The sequence below is a fragment of the Mesorhizobium sp. M0854 genome, assembly GCF_040319815.1.
Lineage (GTDB): Bacteria > Pseudomonadota > Alphaproteobacteria > Rhizobiales > Rhizobiaceae > Mesorhizobium.
This window is the reverse complement of record NZ_JAMYOL010000024.1, coordinates 23,138-43,991: the sequence shown is the minus strand read 5'-3', so window position 1 is coordinate 43,991 and position 20,854 is coordinate 23,138. Positions and strand designations below refer to the sequence as shown.

16 protein-coding genes are annotated in these 20,854 nt (G+C 63.6%); 9 read left to right on the top strand and 7 right to left on the bottom strand.

Annotated features, from left to right (window positions below; genetic code table 11):
* Positions 1 to 129: 129 nt before the first annotated feature.
* The 7 genes from NKH99_RS25825 to NKH99_RS25795 all read left to right on the top strand — a co-directional run bounded on the left by NKH99_RS25825 (position 130) and on the right by NKH99_RS25795 (position 12,809).
* Positions 130 to 5,610 carry an alpha-2-macroglobulin family protein gene (locus NKH99_RS25825; RefSeq protein WP_353016333.1) on the top strand — a complete coding sequence of 1,827 codons (5,481 nt, stop codon included), beginning with the start codon at positions 130 to 132 and terminating at the stop codon, positions 5,608 to 5,610.
* A gap of 201 nt (positions 5,611 to 5,811) precedes the next feature.
* Positions 5,812 to 7,902: a penicillin-binding protein 1C gene (gene pbpC, locus NKH99_RS25820; protein WP_353016330.1), complete on the top strand. Its 2,091-nt coding sequence runs from the start codon at positions 5,812 to 5,814 to the stop codon at positions 7,900 to 7,902.
* 54 nt (positions 7,903 to 7,956) lie between these two features.
* Positions 7,957 to 8,643, top strand: a complete 687-nt coding sequence (locus NKH99_RS25815; protein ID WP_353016328.1) for a M15 family metallopeptidase — start codon at positions 7,957 to 7,959, stop codon at positions 8,641 to 8,643.
* Positions 8,644 to 8,861: 218 nt separating this feature from the next.
* Positions 8,862 to 9,890, top strand: coding sequence for a sulfate ABC transporter substrate-binding protein (locus tag NKH99_RS25810; protein WP_353016325.1), 1,029 nt, complete (start codon positions 8,862 to 8,864; stop codon positions 9,888 to 9,890).
* 18 nt (positions 9,891 to 9,908) lie between these two features.
* Positions 9,909 to 10,760, top strand: coding sequence for a sulfate ABC transporter permease subunit CysT (gene cysT, locus NKH99_RS25805; RefSeq protein WP_352771332.1), 852 nt, complete (start codon positions 9,909 to 9,911; stop codon positions 10,758 to 10,760).
* Positions 10,753 to 11,637 carry a sulfate ABC transporter permease subunit CysW gene (gene cysW, locus NKH99_RS25800; RefSeq protein WP_352473513.1) on the top strand — a complete coding sequence of 295 codons (885 nt, stop codon included), beginning with the start codon at positions 10,753 to 10,755 and terminating at the stop codon, positions 11,635 to 11,637. Before cysT ends, cysW begins: the two co-directional genes overlap by 8 nt.
* Positions 11,638 to 11,768: 131 nt before the next feature.
* A complete protein-coding gene (locus NKH99_RS25795; RefSeq protein WP_352465240.1) occupies positions 11,769 to 12,809 on the top strand; it encodes a sulfate/molybdate ABC transporter ATP-binding protein in 1,041 nt (346 codons plus the stop codon).
* 14 nt (positions 12,810 to 12,823) lie between these two features.
* Here the strand turns inward: NKH99_RS25795 and NKH99_RS25790 are convergent, their stop codons facing one another.
* Both NKH99_RS25790 and NKH99_RS25785 read right to left on the bottom strand, forming a co-directional pair.
* Entirely contained in the window at positions 12,824 to 13,222 is a 399-nt protein-coding gene (locus tag NKH99_RS25790; protein ID WP_352771334.1) for a type II toxin-antitoxin system VapC family toxin, read from the bottom strand.
* Complete coding sequence (locus NKH99_RS25785; RefSeq protein WP_352473543.1) at positions 13,222 to 13,494, bottom strand: antitoxin; 273 nt, start codon at positions 13,492 to 13,494, stop codon at positions 13,222 to 13,224. Before NKH99_RS25785 ends, NKH99_RS25790 begins: the two co-directional genes overlap by 1 nt.
* A 284-nt stretch (positions 13,495 to 13,778) precedes the next feature.
* Here NKH99_RS25785 and NKH99_RS25780 point away from each other — a divergent pair, with 284 nt between their 5' ends.
* Positions 13,779 to 14,765 (top strand): sulfate ABC transporter substrate-binding protein, encoded by a 987-nt coding sequence (locus NKH99_RS25780; RefSeq protein ID WP_353016323.1) that lies wholly within the window; start codon positions 13,779 to 13,781, stop codon positions 14,763 to 14,765.
* A gap of 247 nt (positions 14,766 to 15,012) precedes the next feature.
* On the top strand, positions 15,013 to 15,462 hold the full coding sequence (locus tag NKH99_RS25775; RefSeq protein WP_006202816.1) for an RrF2 family transcriptional regulator: 450 nt from the start codon (positions 15,013 to 15,015) through the stop codon (positions 15,460 to 15,462).
* Here NKH99_RS25775 and NKH99_RS25770 read toward each other — a convergent pair.
* Genes NKH99_RS25770 through NKH99_RS25750 form a run of 5 tightly spaced genes read right to left on the bottom strand, consistent with a single transcriptional unit; the run spans position 15,459 to position 20,683 of the window.
* Complete coding sequence (locus NKH99_RS25770; protein WP_352873278.1) at positions 15,459 to 16,004, bottom strand: gluconokinase; 546 nt, start codon at positions 16,002 to 16,004, stop codon at positions 15,459 to 15,461. The genes NKH99_RS25775 and NKH99_RS25770 overlap by 4 nt on opposite strands.
* Positions 16,005 to 16,009: 5 nt before the next feature.
* Positions 16,010 to 16,996, bottom strand: a complete 987-nt coding sequence (locus NKH99_RS25765; RefSeq protein ID WP_352465244.1) for an ABC transporter permease — start codon at positions 16,994 to 16,996, stop codon at positions 16,010 to 16,012.
* Positions 16,993 to 17,973: an ABC transporter permease gene (locus NKH99_RS25760; protein WP_023675830.1), complete on the bottom strand. Its 981-nt coding sequence runs from the start codon at positions 17,971 to 17,973 to the stop codon at positions 16,993 to 16,995. The genes NKH99_RS25765 and NKH99_RS25760 overlap by 4 nt, the downstream gene beginning before the upstream one ends.
* Complete coding sequence (locus NKH99_RS25755) at positions 17,970 to 19,511, bottom strand: sugar ABC transporter ATP-binding protein (protein WP_353016319.1); 1,542 nt, start codon at positions 19,509 to 19,511, stop codon at positions 17,970 to 17,972. The genes NKH99_RS25760 and NKH99_RS25755 overlap by 4 nt, the downstream gene beginning before the upstream one ends.
* A gap of 47 nt (positions 19,512 to 19,558) precedes the next feature.
* On the bottom strand, positions 19,559 to 20,683 hold the full coding sequence (locus NKH99_RS25750) for a sugar ABC transporter substrate-binding protein (RefSeq protein ID WP_352473506.1): 1,125 nt from the start codon (positions 20,681 to 20,683) through the stop codon (positions 19,559 to 19,561).
* Positions 20,684 to 20,854 lie beyond the last annotated feature (171 nt).

The following is a 20,854-nucleotide window of genomic DNA, read 5'->3' as shown; positions in this document are numbered from 1 at the left end:
TATGGAGCTACTACCGGTCACCGGCCGGAAAGCAAACCGTTGGCAGGCGGATCCTGCCGCGTCCCGATGTTGACAAGCGCGACTGAAGCTTGAAGATTTCTGGACGTAAGCACTTGTCTGGAGGGGTTTATGGCAATGCGCGCGGCTCGTGGTCTATCGATTCTTTTCCTTCTCTTTTTTGCCTGGAGCGGTGTCGCGCAAGCGGCCGAAGCCCGGCGGGTGGTGACATCGGACAATTCCGACTATTTCGGTTTCGATCTCAGATCCGACCAGAATGTCAGCCTCGACCAGTGCAAGACCACCTGCCTCGGCGACCCGGCCTGCCGCGCCTTCACCTACAACCTCAAGGCCAAATGGTGCTTCCTTAAATCCGATTACAATTCGTTGAAACCCTTCGGTGGCGCCGTCGCCGGCAAGGTCGTCAACATCGATGGCGATCCCGACATCGGCGCGCCACCCGAACTCGCCTTCTTCCCCAACTGGATGGCCGACCAGGCCCAGCAATACCGCAACAACCTCACTGGCCCGACCTACACCAAGCCGACCGAGGGGCTGACGGCGCTGAGGGCCGCCGCCGAACGGTCGGCGCTGACGGGCGACCATCGCTCGGCCATGCACAAATACGAAGCGGCGGTTTCGGTGCTGCCGGATGATGGCCAGCTCTGGCTCGAGCTGGCGCGCGAAACGCTTGCCGTCCATCCGACCGCCAACAGCTCGGAGCCGTCGACCCTGCCGGCGAACGCCACTTCCGCCGCCTTCAACGCCTACAAATTGCTGCGCACCACCAAGACGCGCGCCGACGTGCTGGCGCTGCTCGGGGATGGCCTTGATCGCCGCGATCTCTACAGGCCGGCTCTGCAGGCCTACGAGGCGAGCCTCGCTCTCGTCAATTCGCCGGCAGTCAGGGCCGCCTATCAGGATCTCAAGGCTCGCAAGGGCTTCCGCGTCATCGATCATACCGTCGATGCCGACACCAGCGCGCCACGCATCTGCGCGCAGTTCTCCGAGGAACTGGTCAAGACCGGCGTCGACTACTCGCAGTTCGTTACTGTCGACAACGCCGCTCCCAAGGGCGTCGAAGCCAAGGACAAGCAGATCTGCGTCGAAGGACTCGAGCACGGGCAACATTACGACGTGACCTTCCGCGCCGGCTTGCCGGCCGCCATTGGCGAAGTCACCGCGGCACCGGTGGTTCTGTCGATCTACGTGCAGGACCGCGCGCCTTCGGCCCGCTTCACCGGCGACAGCTTCGTGCTGCCCGCAGGCGCACGCCGCGGCATACCGGTCGTCACCGTCAACATGAATGCCGCCGAAATGAAGCTCTTCCGCATCGGCGACCGCTCGCTGGCCCAGCTTCTGTCGGGATATCAGTTCCTGCGCCAGCTTGACGGCTACGACATTTCGAACATCTCCGAACAGATGGGCGAGCCGGTCTGGCAAGGCCAGCTCGACATCGCCAACGACCTCAACAAGGAAGTCACCACCTCCTTCCCAATCGACGAGGCTTTGCCGAAGCGCAAGCCCGGCGTCTATGTGCTGACCGCACAAGCCGTCGACGATCGCAGCGACGACTATGATTCGCACGCCACGCAATGGTTCGTCGTCTCCGATATCGGCCTGTCGACCTATACCGGACAGGATGGGCTGAACGTCTTTGCCCGTTCGCTCGCAACCGCCAAGCCGATCGCCGGCGCCGAGCTGACGCTGCTGGCCAGGAACAATGAAATCCTCGGCACCGCGACCACCGACGCGGAAGGGCGGGCGGTGTTCAATCCCGGCCTGACGCGCGGCGACAGCGGCATGGCGCCGGCCGTGCTGATGGCCAAACAGGGCGACGACGATTTCGTCTTCCTCGATATGGGCCGCGCCGGCTTCGACCTGTCCGACCGTGGCGTCGCCGGACGGCCGGCACCTGGCGCGCTCGACGTCTATGCCTGGACCGAGCGCGGCATCTACCGCGCCGGCGAAGATGTCCATGTCGCGGCCCTTGCCCGCGACAGTGCCGCCAAGGCGGTCGAGAACCTGCCGCTGACCTTCATCTTTTCGCGGCCCGACGGCGTCGAGGACCGCCGCATCGTCAGCGATGGCGCATCGGCCGGCGGTCACGCAGTCGACCTGCCGCTGGAACCCAACGCCATGCGCGGCACCTGGACGGTGGCGATCCATACCGATCCCAAGCAGGCGGCGGTCGCCAGCCAGATGTTCCTGGTCGAGGACTTCGTACCGGACCGCATCGAGTTCGACCTGTCCTCCGACAAGCAGGAGATCGCCCAGGGCGAGACCGCCAACATTACCGTCGACGGCCGCTTTCTCTACGGCGCGCCGGCCGCGGGCCTCGCGCTCGAAGGCGAATTGACGCTGTCGACCGCCAGCGATTGGGACCGCTTCAAAGGCTATTCCTTCGGTCTGGCCGACGAACAGTCGGCTGAACCGACTGTGACGCCCTTCACCGGCCTGCCGGTGGTCGGCGAGCACGGCAAGGCGACCTTCCCGGTCTCCGTCGATCAATTGCCATCCACCACCAAGCTGGTCGATGCAAAGGTCACTGTCAGGATGCGTGAAACCGGCGGCCGTGCCGTCGAGCGCTCGCTGAATATCGGCATCCGCCCGCAGGGCCACATGATCGGCATCCGCCCGGATTTCGACGACGACGAGGTGCCGCAAGGCGGCACGGCCAAGTTCAGCCTGATCGCTGTCGACCCAGACGGCAAGCGTGAGGCGCTGAAGGGCGCGCAGTGGTCGCTGGTCAAGGTCGAGCGCAGCTACCAGTGGTACCGCTCGAGCAACTCCTGGAACTATGAGCCGGTCACCTTCACCAAGGCGGTGGCCAACGGCCAGGTCGACCTGAGCGCCGATGGCGAGGCGACGGTGTCGCTGCCGGTCGACTGGGGCCGCTACCGGCTCGAGATCGAGACAGCGGATCCGGAAGGCCCGGCCACCAGCTACGAGTTCGACGCCGGCTGGTATGTCAGTTCCACCACCACCGAAACGCCCGACGGCCTAGAGATCGCCCTCGACAAGGATACCTATGCGGCGGGTGAAGTGGCCAAGCTCAAAGTGTCGCCGCACTTTGCCGGCGAGCTGCTCGTCACCATCGGCGCCGACAAGCTCCTGAAGACCGTCACCGCCAGCGTGCCGGCCGGCGGCAGCACCGTCGACATCCCGGTCGGCGACGACTGGGGTGCCGGCGCCTACGTCACGGCAACGCTGTTCAGGCCGGGCGATGCGCAAGAGACGCGTATGCCGGCGCGCGCCATCGGCGTCAAATGGCTGAAGCTCGATCCCGGCTCGCGGAAGCTTGCCGTCAGCTTGGCGCCGCCGGACAAGACCATGCCGCGCCAGCAGCTGTCGATCCCGGTGGCCGTAGCCGGCGTGCAGCCCGGCACCAACGCCTATGTCATGGTCGCGGCCGTCGACGTCGGCATCCTCAACCTGACCAACTACAAGGTACCGGATCCGGAGAACTGGTTCTTTGGCCACCGCATGCTCGGTCTCGAGGTTCGCGACATCTATGGCCGGCTGATCGACGGCTCGCTGGGCACAACCGGTAAGCTGCGCACCGGCGGCGACGGCGCCAACATGCAATCGCAAGGCAGTCCGCCGACCGAAAAGCTGGTCGCCTTCTTCTCCGGCCCGGTCCAGCTCGACTCCGACGGCAAGGCGCGGATCGACTTCGACATACCGCAGTTCAACGGCACCGTGCGCGTCATGGCCGTCGCCTGGACAAAGGAAGCAGTCGGCCATGCCCAGTCCGACGTCATCGTTCGCGATCCGGTGGTGATCACCGCCGGCCTGCCGCGATTCCTGGCGCCCGGCGATTCCGCCGTCATGCGGCTCGATGTCGCCGACACCGACGGCCCTGCTGGCGACTACAAGCTGACCATTGACACGACGGGCGACCTGTCTACCGGGAGTGCCGCCTTGCCTGAAAAGCTGACGCTGGCCAAAGGCAAGCGGCAGACGCTGACCGTGCCGTTGATTACGCGGACCGCGGGCAACGCCTCGATCACCATCAAGCTTGCGCATGCCGACGGCACCGCCGTCGAGCAGACGCTCTATGTGCCGGTGCGCCCAGCGCAACTGCCGGTGACCACCCGCATGGTCGTCGACCTCAAGGGCAATGGCGGCGCGCTGCGCGTCGACAAGGAACTGCTGGCGGCAAGCCTGCTCGATGGCGCTTCGGTCAGCGTCGGCGTTTCGCAGGCGGCTGCCTTCGATGTACCGTCGCTGCTGATGACGCTCGACCGCTATCCCTATGGTTGCGCCGAACAGACCACCAGCCGCGCCATGCCGCTTCTCTACGTCAACGAGATGGCTTCCGGCATCGGCATGGCCAGCGACCCCGATCTGCATGGCCGCGTCCAGGACGCTATCTACAAGGTGCTGAGCTACCAGGCATCGGCCGGCAGCTTCGGCCTGTGGGGTCCGGGTTCCGGCGATCTGTGGCTCGACGCCTATGTCACCGATTTCCTGACCCGGGCGCGCGAGCAGAAATACGACGTGCCGGCTTTGGCGATGAACCAGGCGCTGAGCAATCTGCAGAACGCGATCGGCTACGATCAGGACGTCCAGGATCGCGGCAGCGAGATCGCCTATGCGCTCTATGTGCTTGCCCGCAACAAGAAGGCCTCGGTCGGCGATCTGCGTTATTATGCCGACACCCAGCTCGAAGCCTTTACCAGCCCGATGGCCGTCGCCCAATTGGCGGCGTCTCTCGCGCTCTACGGTGACACCCAGCGCTCGGAGGCAACCTTCCAGGCCGCGCTGCAGCTGGCCAAGTCGACGCCCGAATATGACTATTACCGGTCCGACTATGGCTCGCCACTGCGCGACGGCGCGGCGATCCTGGCGCTTGCCGCGGAAAGCAAGCCGGCGCCGACCATCGTGCCGGCGCTGATCCAACTAGTGACCAGGGAACGCGCCGACGCCAGGTGGACCAGCACACAGGACGAGTCCTGGATGCTGCTGGCGGCCCGCGCGCTGAAGGCCGGCAATGATTCGATCGCGCTGACCGTCAACGGCGCACCGCATGCCGGCGGCTATTCGGACCAGATCGCCGGTGGCGACCTGGCCGACAGTCCGCTCACCATCGTCAACACCGGCAGAAATCCGCTGCAGGCGGTCGTCACCACCGTGGCCTCGCCGATCCAGCCTCTGCCGGCCGGCGGCAACGGCTTTACCATCAGCCGTACCTACTACAAGCTAGACGGCACAGAGGCCAACGTGACGGAGGTCAAGCAGAACGAACGCTATGTCGTCGTGCTCAAGGTTTACGAGCAGAACACCTGGCCTTCGCGACTGCTGATCACCGACCTGTTGCCGGCCGGCTTCGAGATCGACAATCCGGGCCTGGTCTCCAGCGCCCAATTGACGAACTTCTCCTGGCTGGCGCAGACCGATGCCGCTCATCTCGAATTCCGCGACGACCGTTTCGTCGCGGCTTTCAATCCCAACGACGGCGACGGCGACCGCAACATCACGCTCGCCTACGTCGTGCGCGCGGTGACGCCGGGCACCTACGCCCACCCGGCGGCAACGATCGAGGACATGTACCGGCCGCAATATTCGGCCCGCACCGCCACCGGCATGATGGAGGTCAAGGCGCCGTAAGGATAGGAATATGGCGATGGCGCTGCCCCTCATTGCCCTGCCGGGCATTTCTCCCCGTATAGAGACGGGGAGAAAGAGCCATGCGCCGAAGTTTTCGCCGAACTTTAACGTCGCAGAAAAGGCGCCAAGGGTCGCGACAGCCCCCTTCTCCCCGTCACTAAACGGGGAGAAGGTGCCGGCAGGCGGATGAGGGGCGGCGCCATGCTCTCCAGAAAATTCCTGCGCCGAGCGGCCATCACGGGCATTTCCTTGGCCGGTCTCGCGGCAATCACCGCCGTCGCCCTCTGGCAGCTCGACCGCGCATTTCCGCCGCCGCTGCCGGCTGCTTTGACGGTCTCGACCGAGGTGCAGGACCGAGACGGCCAGTTGCTGCGCGCCTTCGCTACGCCGGATGGCTACTGGCGGCTCGCTACCAGCCTGGACCAGGTCGACAAGCAGTTCGTCGACATGCTGGTCACCTATGAGGACAAGCGTTTCTGGGATCATCAAGGCGTCGACGTGCTGGCACTGGCGCGTGCCGCCGGCCAGTTCGCGACCAGCGGCCATATCGTCTCCGGTGGTTCGACGCTGCCGATGCAACTCGCCCGGCTGATCGAACCGCGCGACAGCCGCAGCCTCGGCTCGAAGATCAAGCAGATGCTGCGCGCCCTCCAGATCGAACGGCGGCTTTCCAAGCGCGAGATCCTCGAACGCTATCTGACGCTGGCGCCCTATGGCGGCAATCTCGAAGGTGTGCGCGCCGCTTCGCTTGCCTATTTCGGCAAGGAGCCGAAACGGCTGACGGTCTCGGAGGCGGCCCTGCTCGTCGCTTTGCCGCAATTGCCGGAAAAGCGGCGCCCTGACCGCAACCTCGACGTCGCCCATGCCGCCCGCGACCGCGTGCTGACCCGCATGGTCTCGGCAGGCCTGCTCGGCGAACGTGAGGCCGCGCGTGCCGCGCTTGACGATGTGTCGGGGCTGCGGCGGACCTTGCCGGCGCTCGCTGCCCATGCGGCCTATACGATGCTGTCCAAGGCCATTCCCGGCCAGAAGCTGCAACTGACGATCCGCAAGAGTGTCCAGGAAGGGCTGGAGCAGGTGGCCAAGGATGCGGCCGCCAGGCTCGGCCCTCGCCTCTCGGTGGCCATGGTACTGGCCGATGCCCGTACCGGCGATATTCTTGGTGAGGTCGGCTCTGCCGATTTCTTCGATGCCAGCCGTTCGGGCTGGATCGACATGACCAAGGTCGTTCGCTCGCCTGGCTCGACGCTGAAGCCGTTCATCTACGGCCTCGCCTTCGAACAAGGCCTGGTGGCGCAGGAGATGCTGATCGAGGACAGCCCAGCCGATTTCTCCGGGTATCGACCGAAGAACTTCGACATGGGCTATCAGGGCGATGTCAGCATCAGGCAGGCGCTGCAATTGTCGCTCAACGTGCCGGCGATCCGCGTGCTCGACGCGGTCGGCCCGGCCCGGCTGATGGCACGCTTTCGCCAGGCCGATGTGACCCCTATCCTGCCCGTCAACGAAGCGCCCGGCCTGGCGATCGGCCTCGGCGGCGTCGGGGTGACCCTGCGCGACCTGGTCCAACTCTATGCCGGCCTTGCCAATGGCGGCAAGGCACACACGCTGCATGACGGCACCGAGCCGGCGAATGCGGAACGCTCGACCACCACCATCCTCGACGGGCAGGCGACCTGGCAGATCACCGACATCCTGTCAGGCGTCAAGCCTCCCCAGGGTGCCGCCCAACGCGGCATTGCCTACAAGACCGGCACCTCCTACGGCTATCGGGACGCCTGGTCGGTCGGCTTCGACGGCCGCTACGTGCTCGGCGTCTGGGTCGGCCGCCCCGACGCCGGTGCTGTGCCCGGCCTGTCCGGCTATGTCTCGGCTGCGCCCATCCTGTTCGAAGGCTTTGTCCGTTCCGGCCTGGCCGCCGTACCACTGCCGAGCCAGCCGTCCGGCGTCCGGCGTCCGAAACGCGAGGAGCTGCCGGTGACGCTGACGCGCTTCGGCGCCGGCACCGATGGGCTGGTGCAGGCGACGCCGAGCGAACCTGCACCAACCATCATCTTTCCGCCCGACGGCGCTCGCGTCGATCTCGGCACTTCCTCGGCCGACGCCTCGCCGCTGGTGCTCAAGCTGCAGGGCGGCCGCGCACCATTCCGCTGGCTGGCCAACGGCAAGCCGCTGGTCGGCATCGACCGGCGGCGCACCACGACTTGGCAGCCGGACGGCGCCGGCTATTCGACCCTGACCGTGATCGACGCGGCGGGACGCGCGGCCAGTGTGAAGGTTTTCGTCGAGTGAAAGTTTCCCTTGAATAATTTCCGGCAGGTGATTCAGGGGATTGGGTTTTACGTCTTGCTTTCGGGCGCCGGTATTTCCTCGGCCTTTGCTGACACCCTCCCCGCCAGCTTTGTTCGGCTAGCCGACATCGATCCCAAAATCCGGCAGGATATCCGCTATGCCGGCCTCGAAAATTTCCTGCATCGCAAGGTAAGCGGCTACGATGCGCCGGTATGCGTCCTCACCAGGCAAACGGCGCAAGCGCTTTCGGAAGTGCAGAAAGCGATTGCCGCCGAAGGACTGACGCTGGTCGTGTTCGACTGCTATCGCCCTGCGCGGGCTGTCTCCGACATGCGTGACTGGACAAAAGAGAGTGGACCACCGGACCCGCAATGGTACCCAAAGGTCAAGCGCAAGGATCTCATCGCCAAGGGCTATATCGGCGAACTGTCCACCCATTCGCGCGGATCGACGGTCGATGTCGCGATCGCGCGAGCCGACCGCAAGAGCGCTCCGAAACCGGCCTGCGGCGCGACCGATGCCGACACGCTCGATTTCGGCACGGGTTTCGACTGTTTCGATCCAGCGAGCGAAACGGCTCACCGACCGATAGCCAGTGAAGCGGCGGCTAACCGCAAAAGACTTGTCGAGGCGATGCGTGCCCGCGGCTTCAAGAATTACGCCCGCGAATGGTGGCACTTCACGCTGGAGAACGAGCCGTTTCCAAAAGAGCGCTTCAACTTTCCCGTTACCGCCGAATAGCCGGCCGCAACCTTCGGGCGCGACACAGCCATTGCCGAAGAGCTAGCCGTCTCTAGATAATCGCGTCGGGAGCGCAATCATGGTCCATACGGGGAAAATAGTTTCTCGCATCGCCGAAACTAGGCGAAAAATTGCTTCAATAGGCCAAAAAAGGCAACATTGAATGCATCTAAATTCTATCAATTCGGTAGATTGGCGCGAGTTCAACGGAGGCGGAAATGACCAAACCTCATTTCAGGAAACTGCTCGGCGCACTGGTCGCCACATCTGTCCAGTTCGGCACGCTCGGTTTCGCGTTTGCCGACACCACCATTCTCAACGTGTCCTATGACCCGACGCGTGAGCTCTACAAGCAATTCGATGAGGCCTTTGTCGCCCACTGGAAGACCGAGACAGGCGAGACCGTCACCGTCCAGCAGTCGCATGGCGGATCCGGCGCCCAGGCGCGCGCCGTGATCGACGGGCTCGACGCCGACGTGGTGACGCTGGCGCTCGAAGGCGATATCAACGCCATTGCCTCGAAAACGAAGAAGATCAATCCCGACTGGCGGACGAAATTCGAAAACAATTCGGCGCCCTACACCTCGACGATCATCTTCCTCGTCCGCAAAGGAAACCCCAAGGGCATTCATGATTGGGGCGATCTGGTCAAGGACGACGTCCAGGTGATCACGCCCAATCCGAAGACCTCCGGCGGCGCGCGCTGGAACTATCTTGCCGCCTGGGCCTATGCCAGCGCCAAGGATGGCGGCGACGAGGCCAAGACCAAGGAATTCGTCGGCAATCTCTATGCGCATGTCCCGGTTCTCGACACCGGTGCGCGCGGCGCTACCGTGACCTTCGCGCAAAAAGGGCTGGGCGACGTGCTGCTCGCCTGGGAAAACGAGGCCTATCTGGCGCTCGACGAGTTCGGCGCCGACAATTTCGATATCGTCTACCCGCCGACCTCGATCCTGGCCGAGCCGCCGGTCGCCGTGGTCGACGCCAATGTCGACGCCAAAGGCACGCGCAAAGTTGCCGAAGCCTATCTGAGCTACCTCTATTCCAAGGAAGGCCAGACGCTCATCGCCAAAAACCATTATCGCCCTTCGAAGCCCGAACTGGTGCCGGCGGAGGACTTGGCCAAGCTGCCTGAGATCAAGCTGGTCACCATCGACGACCCGCTTTTTGGCGGCTGGAAGAAAGCACAGCCTTATCATTTCGGCGATGGTGGTATATTCGACCAGATCTACAAGCCGGCCCAGTAGCATTTAGATCAGGACGACATGACCACAGCACCCGCCAAGGCGGGGTGGCGATTCAGGCAGCCGAGCGTCATTCCGGGTTTCGGATTGACGCTCGGCTTCTCGCTTGCCTACCTCACCCTCATCATCCTCATTCCCCTGTCCGGGCTGATCTGGCGCTCGGCGGCGCTCGGCTGGACCGACTTCTGGGCGATCGTCACCGACCGCCGCACCATCAACGCGCTTGAAATCAGCTTCGGCACCGCCTTCATTGCCGCCGCCGTCAACGTCGTCTTCGGCACGATCGTCGCGTGGGTGCTGGTGCGCTACAGCTTTCCAGGCCGCCGCATCGCCGATGCCATGGTCGACCTGCCCTTCGCGCTGCCGACGGCGGTTGCCGGCATCGCTTTGACCACGCTTTACGCACCGAATGGCTGGATCGGAAGCCTGCTGACGCCGCTCGGCATCAAGGTCGCGTATACGCCGCTCGGCATCGTCATCGCGCTGATCTTCATCGGGCTGCCCTTCGTCGTGCGCACTGTGCAGCCGATCATGGAGGAAATCGACAAAGAGGTAGAGGAAGTGGCCGCCACGCTCGGCGCCAATCGCTTCCAGATCATCAGCCGTGTTCTGCTTCCCGGACTGGCACCGGCCATCGTCACCGGTTTCGCGCTGGCCTTCGCGCGCGGCGTCGGCGAGTACGGCTCGGTTATCTTCATCGCCGGCAACCTGCCCTACAAATCCGAGATCGCACCGCTTCTGATCGTCATCCGGCTCGAGGAATATAATTATGCCGCGGCGACCGCGATCGCGGCGATCATGCTGGCGCTGTCCTTCGTGATGCTGCTGGTCATCAACCTGGTGCAGACCTGGAGCCGCAAGCGCTATGGCTGACCCGGAGATCAAATCCTACGCGCCGCACCACGAAAGCCGCTCGGCGGCGGTAACCGAAAGCCGCCCTGCGCAAGCCGTGCTGATGGCGGTAACGTTTGCGTTCCTCGCCATCTTCCTGCTCTTGCCGCTGATCATCGTCTTCAAGGAAGCTTTCGCCAAGGGCATCGAGGCCTACACACAGGCGCTAGGCGAACCGGATACGCGCTCAGCGATCCGCCTGACGCTTCTGGTCGCGGCGATCTCAGTGCCGCTCAACATCGTCTTCGGCATTTCCGCCGCCTGGGCGATCGCCAAGTTCGAGTTCAAGGGCAAGGCGTTCCTGACCACACTCATCGACCTGCCCTTTTCCGTCTCGCCGGTCATTTCGGGGCTTGTCTACGTGCTCTTGTTCGGCGCGCAAGGCCTGCTCGGCGCCTGGCTGAAAGCACATGGCATCGTTATCCTGTTTGCCGTGCCGGGCATCGTGCTGGCCACCGTCTTCGTCACCTTCCCCTTCGTCGCCCGCGAATTGATCCCGCTGATGCAGGAACAAGGCAATGGCGACGAGGAGGCTGCCCTGTCGCTTGGAGCCAATGGCTGGCAGGCGTTCTGGTACGTGACGTTGCCCAACGTCAAATGGGGATTGCTCTACGGCGTGCTGTTGTGCAATGCCCGCGCGATGGGTGAGTTCGGCGCCGTCTCGGTCGTGTCGGGCCACATACGCGGGCTGACCAACACCATGCCGCTGCATGTCGAAATCCTTTATAACGAGTACAATGCCGCCGCCGCCTTTGCCGTCGCTTCGCTGCTTGCCGGCCTGGCGCTCGTCACGCTGGTCTTGAAAACACTTCTCGAGATGCGCTACGGCGCCGAGATCGCCGCGACGCGCGGACACTGACAAATGCATGTCGCCCAAAAGTGTGTAGCGGTTTTTGGACAACGACATGCATAAAACAAAGATTTGATGTCGCCCAAAAGTGGGAACCGGTTTTGGGATAACGGCATGCATCAACTACAAAAGGGATTTGCATGGAAGTTCGCGTTGCCAACGTGCGCAAGGAGTTTGAGCGGTTTCCGGCCCTCCACGACGTTTCGCTCGACATCAAGTCGGGAGAACTGATCGCCCTGCTGGGACCGTCCGGTTCCGGCAAGACGACGCTGCTCAGGCTGATTGCCGGATTGGAGCGGCCGACCCGCGGAAAGATCTTCTTCGGCGAAGAGGATGCCTCCCAAAAGTCGATTCAGGAGCGCAATGTCGGCTTCGTCTTCCAGCACTACGCGCTGTTTCGCCATATGACGGTCGCCGACAATATCGGCTTCGGACTCAAGGTCCGGCACGGGCCGTCACGCCCGTCGGCGAAGGAAATCCGACGCCGCGCCTCGGAACTCCTCAACCTCGTTCAGCTTTCCGGTCTGGAAAAACGCTATCCGGCACAGCTTTCGGGCGGCCAGCGCCAGCGCGTGGCGCTGGCCCGCGCCATGGCGATCGAACCGGCCGTGCTTTTGCTCGACGAGCCGTTCGGCGCGCTCGATGCGCAGGTGCGCCGCGAACTGCGCCGCTGGCTGCGCGACATCCACGACGCCACCGGCCACACCACGGTCTTCGTCACCCATGACCAGGAAGAGGCGCTGGAGCTTGCCGACCGTGTCGTGGTGATGAGCCAGGGCCGCATCGAGCAGGTCGGCACCGCCGACGAGATCTACGACACGCCGAACTCTCCCTTCGTCTACGGCTTCATCGGCGAATCGAGTTCGCTTCCGGTCAAGGTCGAGGACGGCCAGGTCTGGATCGCCGACCGGCCGATCGGGCTTTCCGCGCCGCACGCACCGCAAGGCGAAGCGACGCTGTTCTTCCGCCCGCACGATGTCGATCTGGTGGAAGAATGCAACGGCTGCATCGCCGGCACGGTCGCCGCCAGCCGCCGCGTCGCCGGCACCAGGCGGGTCGAGCTCGAAATCGGCGGCGAACGTCAGCGGGTCGAGATCGAATTGCCCGTCGATCATCCGGCGGCGCAGAAAAGTCGCGTGGCTTTCAGGCCGCGGCGCTGGAAGCTTTTTCCGGCTGCTTGATCCTCTATCAGGCGCTACACCAGCCAGTTCTCGACCTTCAGGCCTTTGATCCGGTTGAACTCCCCGGTGTTGGCGGTCACCAGGGTAGTTCCAAGCGCACGGGCGTGGGCAGCAATAAAAAGGTCATTTTGGCCGATGGTCTGGCCCCTGCCTTCCAGTTCTGCGCGAATCGCGCCGTACTCGGCATCCACGGGCACATCGAGCGGCAAGACGGGAATCTCAGCCAGCAATTCCTCGACCTTCTTGTGCAACTTGGCTGATCTTTTCTTGACGCAGCCATATCGCAGTTCCGACGCGACGACGATGCTGGTACACACGGCGGCGTCTCCCACGCGCAGGACAGCGCTTGCGGCTTTCCCGGCCGGATTTCGGATCATGTCGCTGACAATGTTCGTGTCCAGCATGAACCGCATCAAAAAAATTCCTCGGATTTGACAGGCATATCCTCGACTTCGGGAAAGTCTTCTTCGGCACCGGGCGGCGGCTCTTTCGCCCATTGCGCGAGCAGTGCGGTGAGGCCAGGTTTGCGGACCGGCTCGATGATCAGGCGGTCGCCTTCACGGCTGATCAAGACCTTTTCGCCGGGAAGTTCGAACTCGACGGGAATGCGCACCGCCTGGCTGCGATTGTTACGAAACAGCTTCGCCTCCTTCGGCGGGGTTGTTGAATGGCGGTGTTGAGACATGACAACAGCTCCCTTGTATATACTATTTGTATATGCCAGACGGGGCGGTGATGCAATCGCCTTGCACCGCGTTGGCCGGCCGGGAACCATCGTGCACGCCGACGGCATCGGCGCCGCTGCCAAGCTGTCCTGAGACTCTGCTTGAAAGAAAAAACCAGAAATCGCCCACAGCGGGAATATTTCTTCTATCGACAACGTGGAGCGGCCGCTCTGCGTGCCTCGTCGCGCACGATGCCTTGCCGCTATGGTCCGGCATTAAGCTCATGGCATTGGAGCCTGTTTTCATGAAGCGATTTTTGCTTGGCATCGCCACGTTGGCCGGCCTCTTCCTCGCATCCTCCCAAGCCTGGTCGGCCGACAAATTGCTCAATGCTTCCTATGATGTCGGGCGCGAACTGTTTGCGCAGGTCAACAAGGCGTTCGTCGCCGGCCACCCCGGCGTCACCATCGATCAGTCGCATGCCGGAACCTCGGCACAAGCACGCGCCATCGCCGAAGGCCTCGGCGCCGACGTGGTCACGTTCAACCAGGTCATCGACATCGACTTCCTGGTCAAGAAGGGCCTCATCTCCGCCGACTGGCAGAAGGACTTTCCGGACAACGCCTCGCCTTTCTATTCGCTGCCCTCCTTCCTGGTGCGCGCCGGCAATCCAAAGCACATCAAGGATTGGAACGATCTCGTGCGCGACGACGTCCAGGTGATCTTCCCTAATCCGAAAACATCGGGCAATGCGCGCTACACCTATCTCGCGGCCACCGCCTACGCCAAGGAAGCCTTCAAGGGCGAGGATGCCAAGGTGAAGGAGTTCGTGACAAAGCTGTTCAACAACGTGCCGGTGTTCGACAGCGGCGGGCGCGCCGCGACCACCACTTTCGTGCAGCGCGAAATCGGCGACGTACTCATCACCTTCGAGTCGGAAACGCGCGGCGTCCGCAAGGAGTATGGCGAGGACAAGTTCGAGCAGGTAACGCCTTCGGTCAGCCTGTTGGCGGAATTTCCGGTGGCGATCGTCGACACGGTTGCAGACGAGCATGGCACGCGCGATCTCGCCAAGACCTATCTCGACTTCCTCTATACACCGGAGGGCCAGGACATCGCCGCCCGCAACGGCCTGCGGGCCCGGGACGCGGCGGTCGCTGCCAAATATAAGGCTGAGTTTCCCGATGTCCGCCTGCTGACGGTGGAGGAGGTCTTCGGCGGCTGGGCCAAGGTCCAGGCCGAGCACTTTGCAGCGGGCGGCCTGCTCGACCAGACTTATGGCAGCCGCTGAGGCGATCCTCCAACTTTGACAGAAGCCGGCTTTGCCGGCTTCTTTGCTTTCGCGCCGCGAAAGGTGATTTCTGGCACTTTCCGGGCGCATTCCGTCCAAAAGGTTACAAAGAATCAACGCGTTTGTGCCTACCGTGAGAACGGACGGCTTGTTTTCGCGAACGGCTTCGCGTGATCAAACCGTCATGATTTGCACACAAACAGCCGCCAGACGCAGGTGGTTGGGGCTTCATGGGTTGACTCGGGGCATGCTTACCAAAAAAGGCAAATACGGCCTCAAGGCCCTCGTGCATCTGTCGGGCCTGCCGGTCGGCCAGCTCGCATTCGTCAACGACATTGCGGTCGCCAATAACATCCCCAAGAAATTCCTGGATGCCATCCTGGGCGAGTTGCGTAACGCCGGCTTCGTCCAGAGCCGCAAGGGCAAGGAAGGCGGTTACCGCCTTGCCCGGCCGGCTTCCGAGATCAAGATCGGCCATGTCGTGCGTGTCCTCGACGGGCCGCTGGCGCCGATCCCCTGCGCCAGCCGCACGCAATACCAGCGCTGCGAGGATTGCGACGAGGCGACCTGCCAGGTCCGGCACATGATGCTGGAGGTCCGGCAGGCGATCGCCGAGGTGCTGGACAACCGCAGCCTCGCGGCCATGCGCGACGCCGACAATGACGATTTCCCGGTCGAACTGACGTCGCAAATCTAGCGCGCGAGCAGGCTCAAGGCGGTCGCGACGGTGTCGGCGACCGGACGCGTGCCATCCAGGGTCATTGCCGCCTCGTCCGCCGCTGGCGCCTCAAGCGTGGCGAACTGGCTGTCGACCAGGCTTGCCGGCATGAAATGACCCTTGCGATTGCCGACGCGCTGTTTTGCTGTTGCCGGGTCGATCTCCAGGTGAACGAAAACGATATCCGCGCAAAAGCCGCGCAGGCGATCACGATAGCTGCGTTTCAGCGCTGAGCAGGCGGCGACCACACCTTGTCCGCTTGCGACCGACGCGGCCATCCGCTGGCCGATCGCGTCGAGCCAGCCTTCGCGCAACGCGTCGGTGAGCGGCTGGCCGCTCGCCATGCGCGCGACGTTTTCGGGCGGATGCAGCCTGTCGCCTTCGATAAAGACGGCGCCCAATGCCGCTGCAAGCGCTTCGCCGACAACCGACTTGCCGCAGCCGGCAACCCCCATCACCACGATGGCGGGTATCGTTCGAACAGTGCTCGGCGGCTTATATGCCACGTCTTTGCCGGTCATGCAGGTCAGCGGCTTGCCGGCGCGCGGCCATAGAGCAGCAGCATGGCGACGATGACGACGCCGTAGATAATCTGCCGTCCCGCCTCCGGCATCTGCATGACAGAGAGAATGGACTGCAGAAGCGTGATCAGGATTACCCCGGCGACTGTGCCGAGATAGGAGCCGCGCCCACCGAGGATCGACGTGCCGCCGAGCACAACCGCGGCGATCGACGGCAGCAGATAGGCGTCGCCCATCGACTGTGCCGCCTTGGAGGCATAGCCGGCCAACAGCACGCCGCCGAAGGCGGAGAGCCCGCCCGAAACCGCAAAGGCGATCATCACTACGCGCCTTGTATCGATGCCGGAAAGATAGGCTGCGCGCTCGCGATTGCCGATGCCATAGACGGTGCGGCCGAAGCCGGTGCGGGTCAGCACGAACACCATTGCGGCGCCGATCAGCGCCCAGATGAGGACGGCGTTGGGCACGGCAGGAACGGCAAAGCCGGTCGCCAGATAGCGCATCGCACCGGTCGCCGAATCCTGCGGCGAGAAACCGCCCGTGTAGACCACCATCAGCCCCTGCGCGACGGCGTTGGTGGCAAGCGTGATGATCATCGAGGGAATGCGCAGATAGGCGACGCCGATGCCGTTGACGATGCCGATCAGAACACCGCAGAAGATGCCGAACGGAATGGCAAGCGCCACGCCGACCGGGCCGTATGCGGCCGCGGCACAGGCCATCATCGCGCCGGCCGCCACCGACCAGGGCACCGACAGGTCGATCTGGCCGAGCAGGATGACCAGCATCATGCCGGTCGCGATGACGCCGAGAAACGACGCCACCTTGAGCTGCTGCAAAAGGTATTCAGGCGACAGGAAGCTGCGCGAATAGAGGCTGCCGAGGAACAGCAGCAGCACGATACAGGCGAACGCCGTCAGCACCGCCGGGTCGGCGCGGCGGAGGAATTTCGGCATGCGGCCGGCGAGACCACTCACAGTCGTTTCGCTCACAGGAACCACTCCAGCCGGTTGCGGACCCGAAACAGGGCGAAGGCGCCGAGGCTGACCGCGATCAGCAGAATGACGCCCTGGAACAGGGGCTGCCAGAGCGGATCGAAATCGAAGACGAACAGCAGGTCGCCGATGGTGCGGAAGGCAAGCGCGCCGAAGATCGCGCCGATGGCGCTGCCCTTGCCGCCGAACAGCGACACGCCGCCAAGCACGACCGCGGCGATCGAAAACAGCGTATAGGCGTTGCCGCTGGCATAGGCCGCATCGCCGGTATAGGTGAAGAACGTCAGGAACAGCCCGCCGATCGCGGCAAGCAGACCGGCAAGCGCATAGGCGGCGAACTTTCCACGCCGGATCGGCACGCCGGACATGTAGGCCGCCATCTCCGAGGAGCCGGCTGCATAAGCGGCGCGGCCTAGCACCGACCGGCTGAACGGCACCCAGACCACGAGCACGACCGCCAGCAGCGTCACCAGACTCGCTGGCACAAAACCAAACAGGCGCCCGGTCAGCGCATCGGCGAGCCCTTCATTGACCGAGCCGCCGGGAAACGGCCGAAGCAGCAGCGCGATGCCGAAATAGACCGCGCCGGTGGCGATGGTGGCGACGATCGGCTGCAGGCGTCCATAGATAACGATCGCACCGTTGATTGCCCCGCACAGCAGCCCGGTGCCGAGCACGGCGAGGACGCCGAAGGCGGTCTCGATGCCGGTGCCGACGACCAGCCACGAGGCCAGGCAGTTGGTCAGCGTGAAGATCATACCGACCGAAAGATCGATGCCGGCGGTGATCACCACCAGCGTTTGCGCCATGGCGACGAAGGCGAGCAGCACGCCCTTGTTCGAGGCCGTTTGTACGACGTTGGCGGTGAAGCCCGCCGGATGGTTCGAGGTGTAGATGACGAACATGACAACGAAGATGCCGAACGCCAGCAACGTTCCGCGCTGTTCGGCAAGCCAGTAGCGCCAATCCTTCACGCGTCCGCTCCTTGCTTTGGCATCTCTTCGTGAATGTTGAGCGCGCTGGCGATCAGCGCCCGCTCGGTGATTTCGGCGCCGACCAGTTCGCGCTTGACGGCGCCGTCATAGAGCACCAGCACGCGGTCGCAGCAGCCGATCAGCTCGTCATAGTCGGTCGAATAGAAGAGGATCGCCGCACCCTGGTCGGCAAGCTTGCGCATCAACTGGTAAAGCTCCTGCTTGGTGCCGACGTCGATGCCGCGCGTCGGATCGTTGAGCAGGATGATGCGCGGCTGCCGCATCAGCCATTTGGCGATGACGACCTTCTGCTGGTTGCCGCCGGACAGTGCGCCGACCGGAATGTCGAGGCCGGCCGTCTTGATCGCCAGAAGACCGACCATGTCGTCGATCAGCCGCTGCTCGGCGGCGCGATCGATGATGCCGGCCCTGGACAGCCGGTCAAGCGCGGCGAAGGAGAGGTTTTCGCGCACCGTCATCGGCAGCATCAACCCTTCCGTCTTGCGGTCCTCCGGGATCAGCGCCATGCCGATCCGGTCATCGCGCGCGGCGGCCGGGCTGGCGATCGCCACCGGCCTGCCGTCGATCAGGATCTGGCCCGACAGGCCACGCAGCACACCGAAGAAGGCGAGCAGCAATTCGCGCTGGCCCTGGCCGTCGAGGCCGCCAAGCCCGACCACCTCGCCCGCCCCGACCGATAGCGAGACATCGTGCAGCCGATCCGTCCAGGACAGGCTGCGCGCCTCCAGAACCGGCGTGGCTGCGGCAGCCGCCCGCGCGGGCTTGGGCGGAAAGATGTGGCTGTATTCGCGCCCGATCATCAATTCGACGACCTCGTTGTCGCTTTTTGTACCGGCCGCGTAGCTGGCGACATTGCGGCCATTGCGGAATACCGTGCACTGGTCGGCCAGCTCGGCGATCTCGTTCATGCGGTGCGATATATAGAGCAGCGCCAGCCCTTCCGAACGCAGCCGCTTCAACACGGCGAAAACTCTGGCGACGTCGGCCGCAGTCAGCGCCGAGGTCGCCTCGTCGAGGATCAGGATGCGTGGCTTGCGCGCCAGTGCCTTGGCGATCTCGACCATCTGCCTTCTTGAAAGGGGAAGATCCTTGACCAGAGCCAGCGGATGGATATCGGAAGCGCCGGCGCGAGCAAGGGCTTCTTCGGCGATGCGGCGCTGCGCCTTGCGGTCGATCATGCCGAAACGCTTCGGCGGATCGGAAATGACGATGTTGTCGGCAACGCTGAGTTCGGGGACGAGCGACAGTTCCTGGAAGATGCAGACGATGCCGGCCTGATTGGCAGCGGCCGGCGAAGCGAAGGTAGCTTCGCTTCCGTCCAGCATCATGCGGCCCTCGTCGGGCGCAACGACCCCCGCCATGACCTTGATCAGCGTCGATTTGCCGGCGCCGTTCTCGCCGAGGATGGCGTGGATGCTGCCTGGAGTGACCGACAGTTCGGCCTTCTCCAGCGCCCGCACGCCGCCATAGCGCTTGGATATGCCTTCCATGCGGAAGAGCGGAACCGCACCGTCCATCGGCCCTCCCCAGGCGCTTGGCAATCAGGATGTCGGGCTGTCGGAGTTTACTGGTTTTCCTTGCTCTGGCCCATGATTTCCTGCGCCGTGAAATTGATGCCGCAGGTCGGGAAGGAATTGCCGACGAAGAAATTGTCGGATTGGTCGGGGAAGTAGTCCTGGCCTGCCTTGAAGTTCGGATCCTCGACGATCGCCAGCGGCAGCTTGACCGCTTGCGGCACGACCTGGCCTTCAAGTGCTGCAATCGCCGTCTTGATGGCAACCGCAACCTGCGCCGGGCCGGTGCCGGCCGACGAGCATTTCAGGCCGTCAGCGGCGAACTTGGCGCAGAATTTGCGGAAGCCGTTCTCCGTCTCGCCGCCGAACGGCACGAACGGATGCTTGGCATCGATCATCGCCTGCACGATGCCGGTATCGCCGCCCTGTCCGGTAATGCCGTCGAAGGGGCCGTTGGTGGCGATGGCATCGGCCGTAGCCTTTTGCGCAACGCCGTCATCCCACTTGCCGACGACCTCGGTGACATCCCATTTCTTACCGGAGGCGTCGAGAACCTCGTGGATGCCGTTATGGCGGTCGGTATCGACGGACGTGCCGGCTACGCCGCGCACTTCCAGCACCTTGCCGCCGTTCGGCACGTGCTTGACCAGCCAGTTGCCCCACAATTCGCCAAGGCCTTTCTGGTCGACATTGACGTTGATGGCATCCTTGGTGTCGAGGATGTTGTCGAAGGCGACCAGCACCACGCCGGCTTCCTTGGCCCGCTTGATGACAGGACCGAATGCGGTCGGGTTCTGGGCGTTGACGACAATCGCGTCATAGCCGGAATCGATGAAATTGTTGATCGCCGAAATCTGGGCCGGCACGTCTTCGCCGGTCGAGACCACCTTGAATTCCTTGAGCTTGGCCGCGACGTCCGGCTGCGCTGCATAGGCCTTTGCCGTCTGCACCATCTGGATGCGCCATGTGTTGGCGATATAGCCGTTGGCCAGAGCGATGCGGTACGGGCCGTCTTTCTTGGGGAACTTGAAGAACTGCGTATCGGCCGACCAGGGCGCGAAGCAGTCAGGCTCGGCCGATGGCCCCTTGACGATTTCAGGATCGGCGATCGCCGACGAGCTCAGCATGACGAAAGCAGTGGCGGCAACGATACCGCCAACGAGTGACTTGATCATCGATATTCCTCCCAGTTGCAGTTTTGTTTATTGTTACGCCGATGAATTTGCGCGTTTCCGGCCCGGCACCTCCCGCCGTGCCCGTCGCGCGTTCAGGTGGCCGAATGCCGACCCGATCCCCTCCTTTGCTGCCCGGCTAGTCCCGCAAAAACTATCATATTATGCATAATA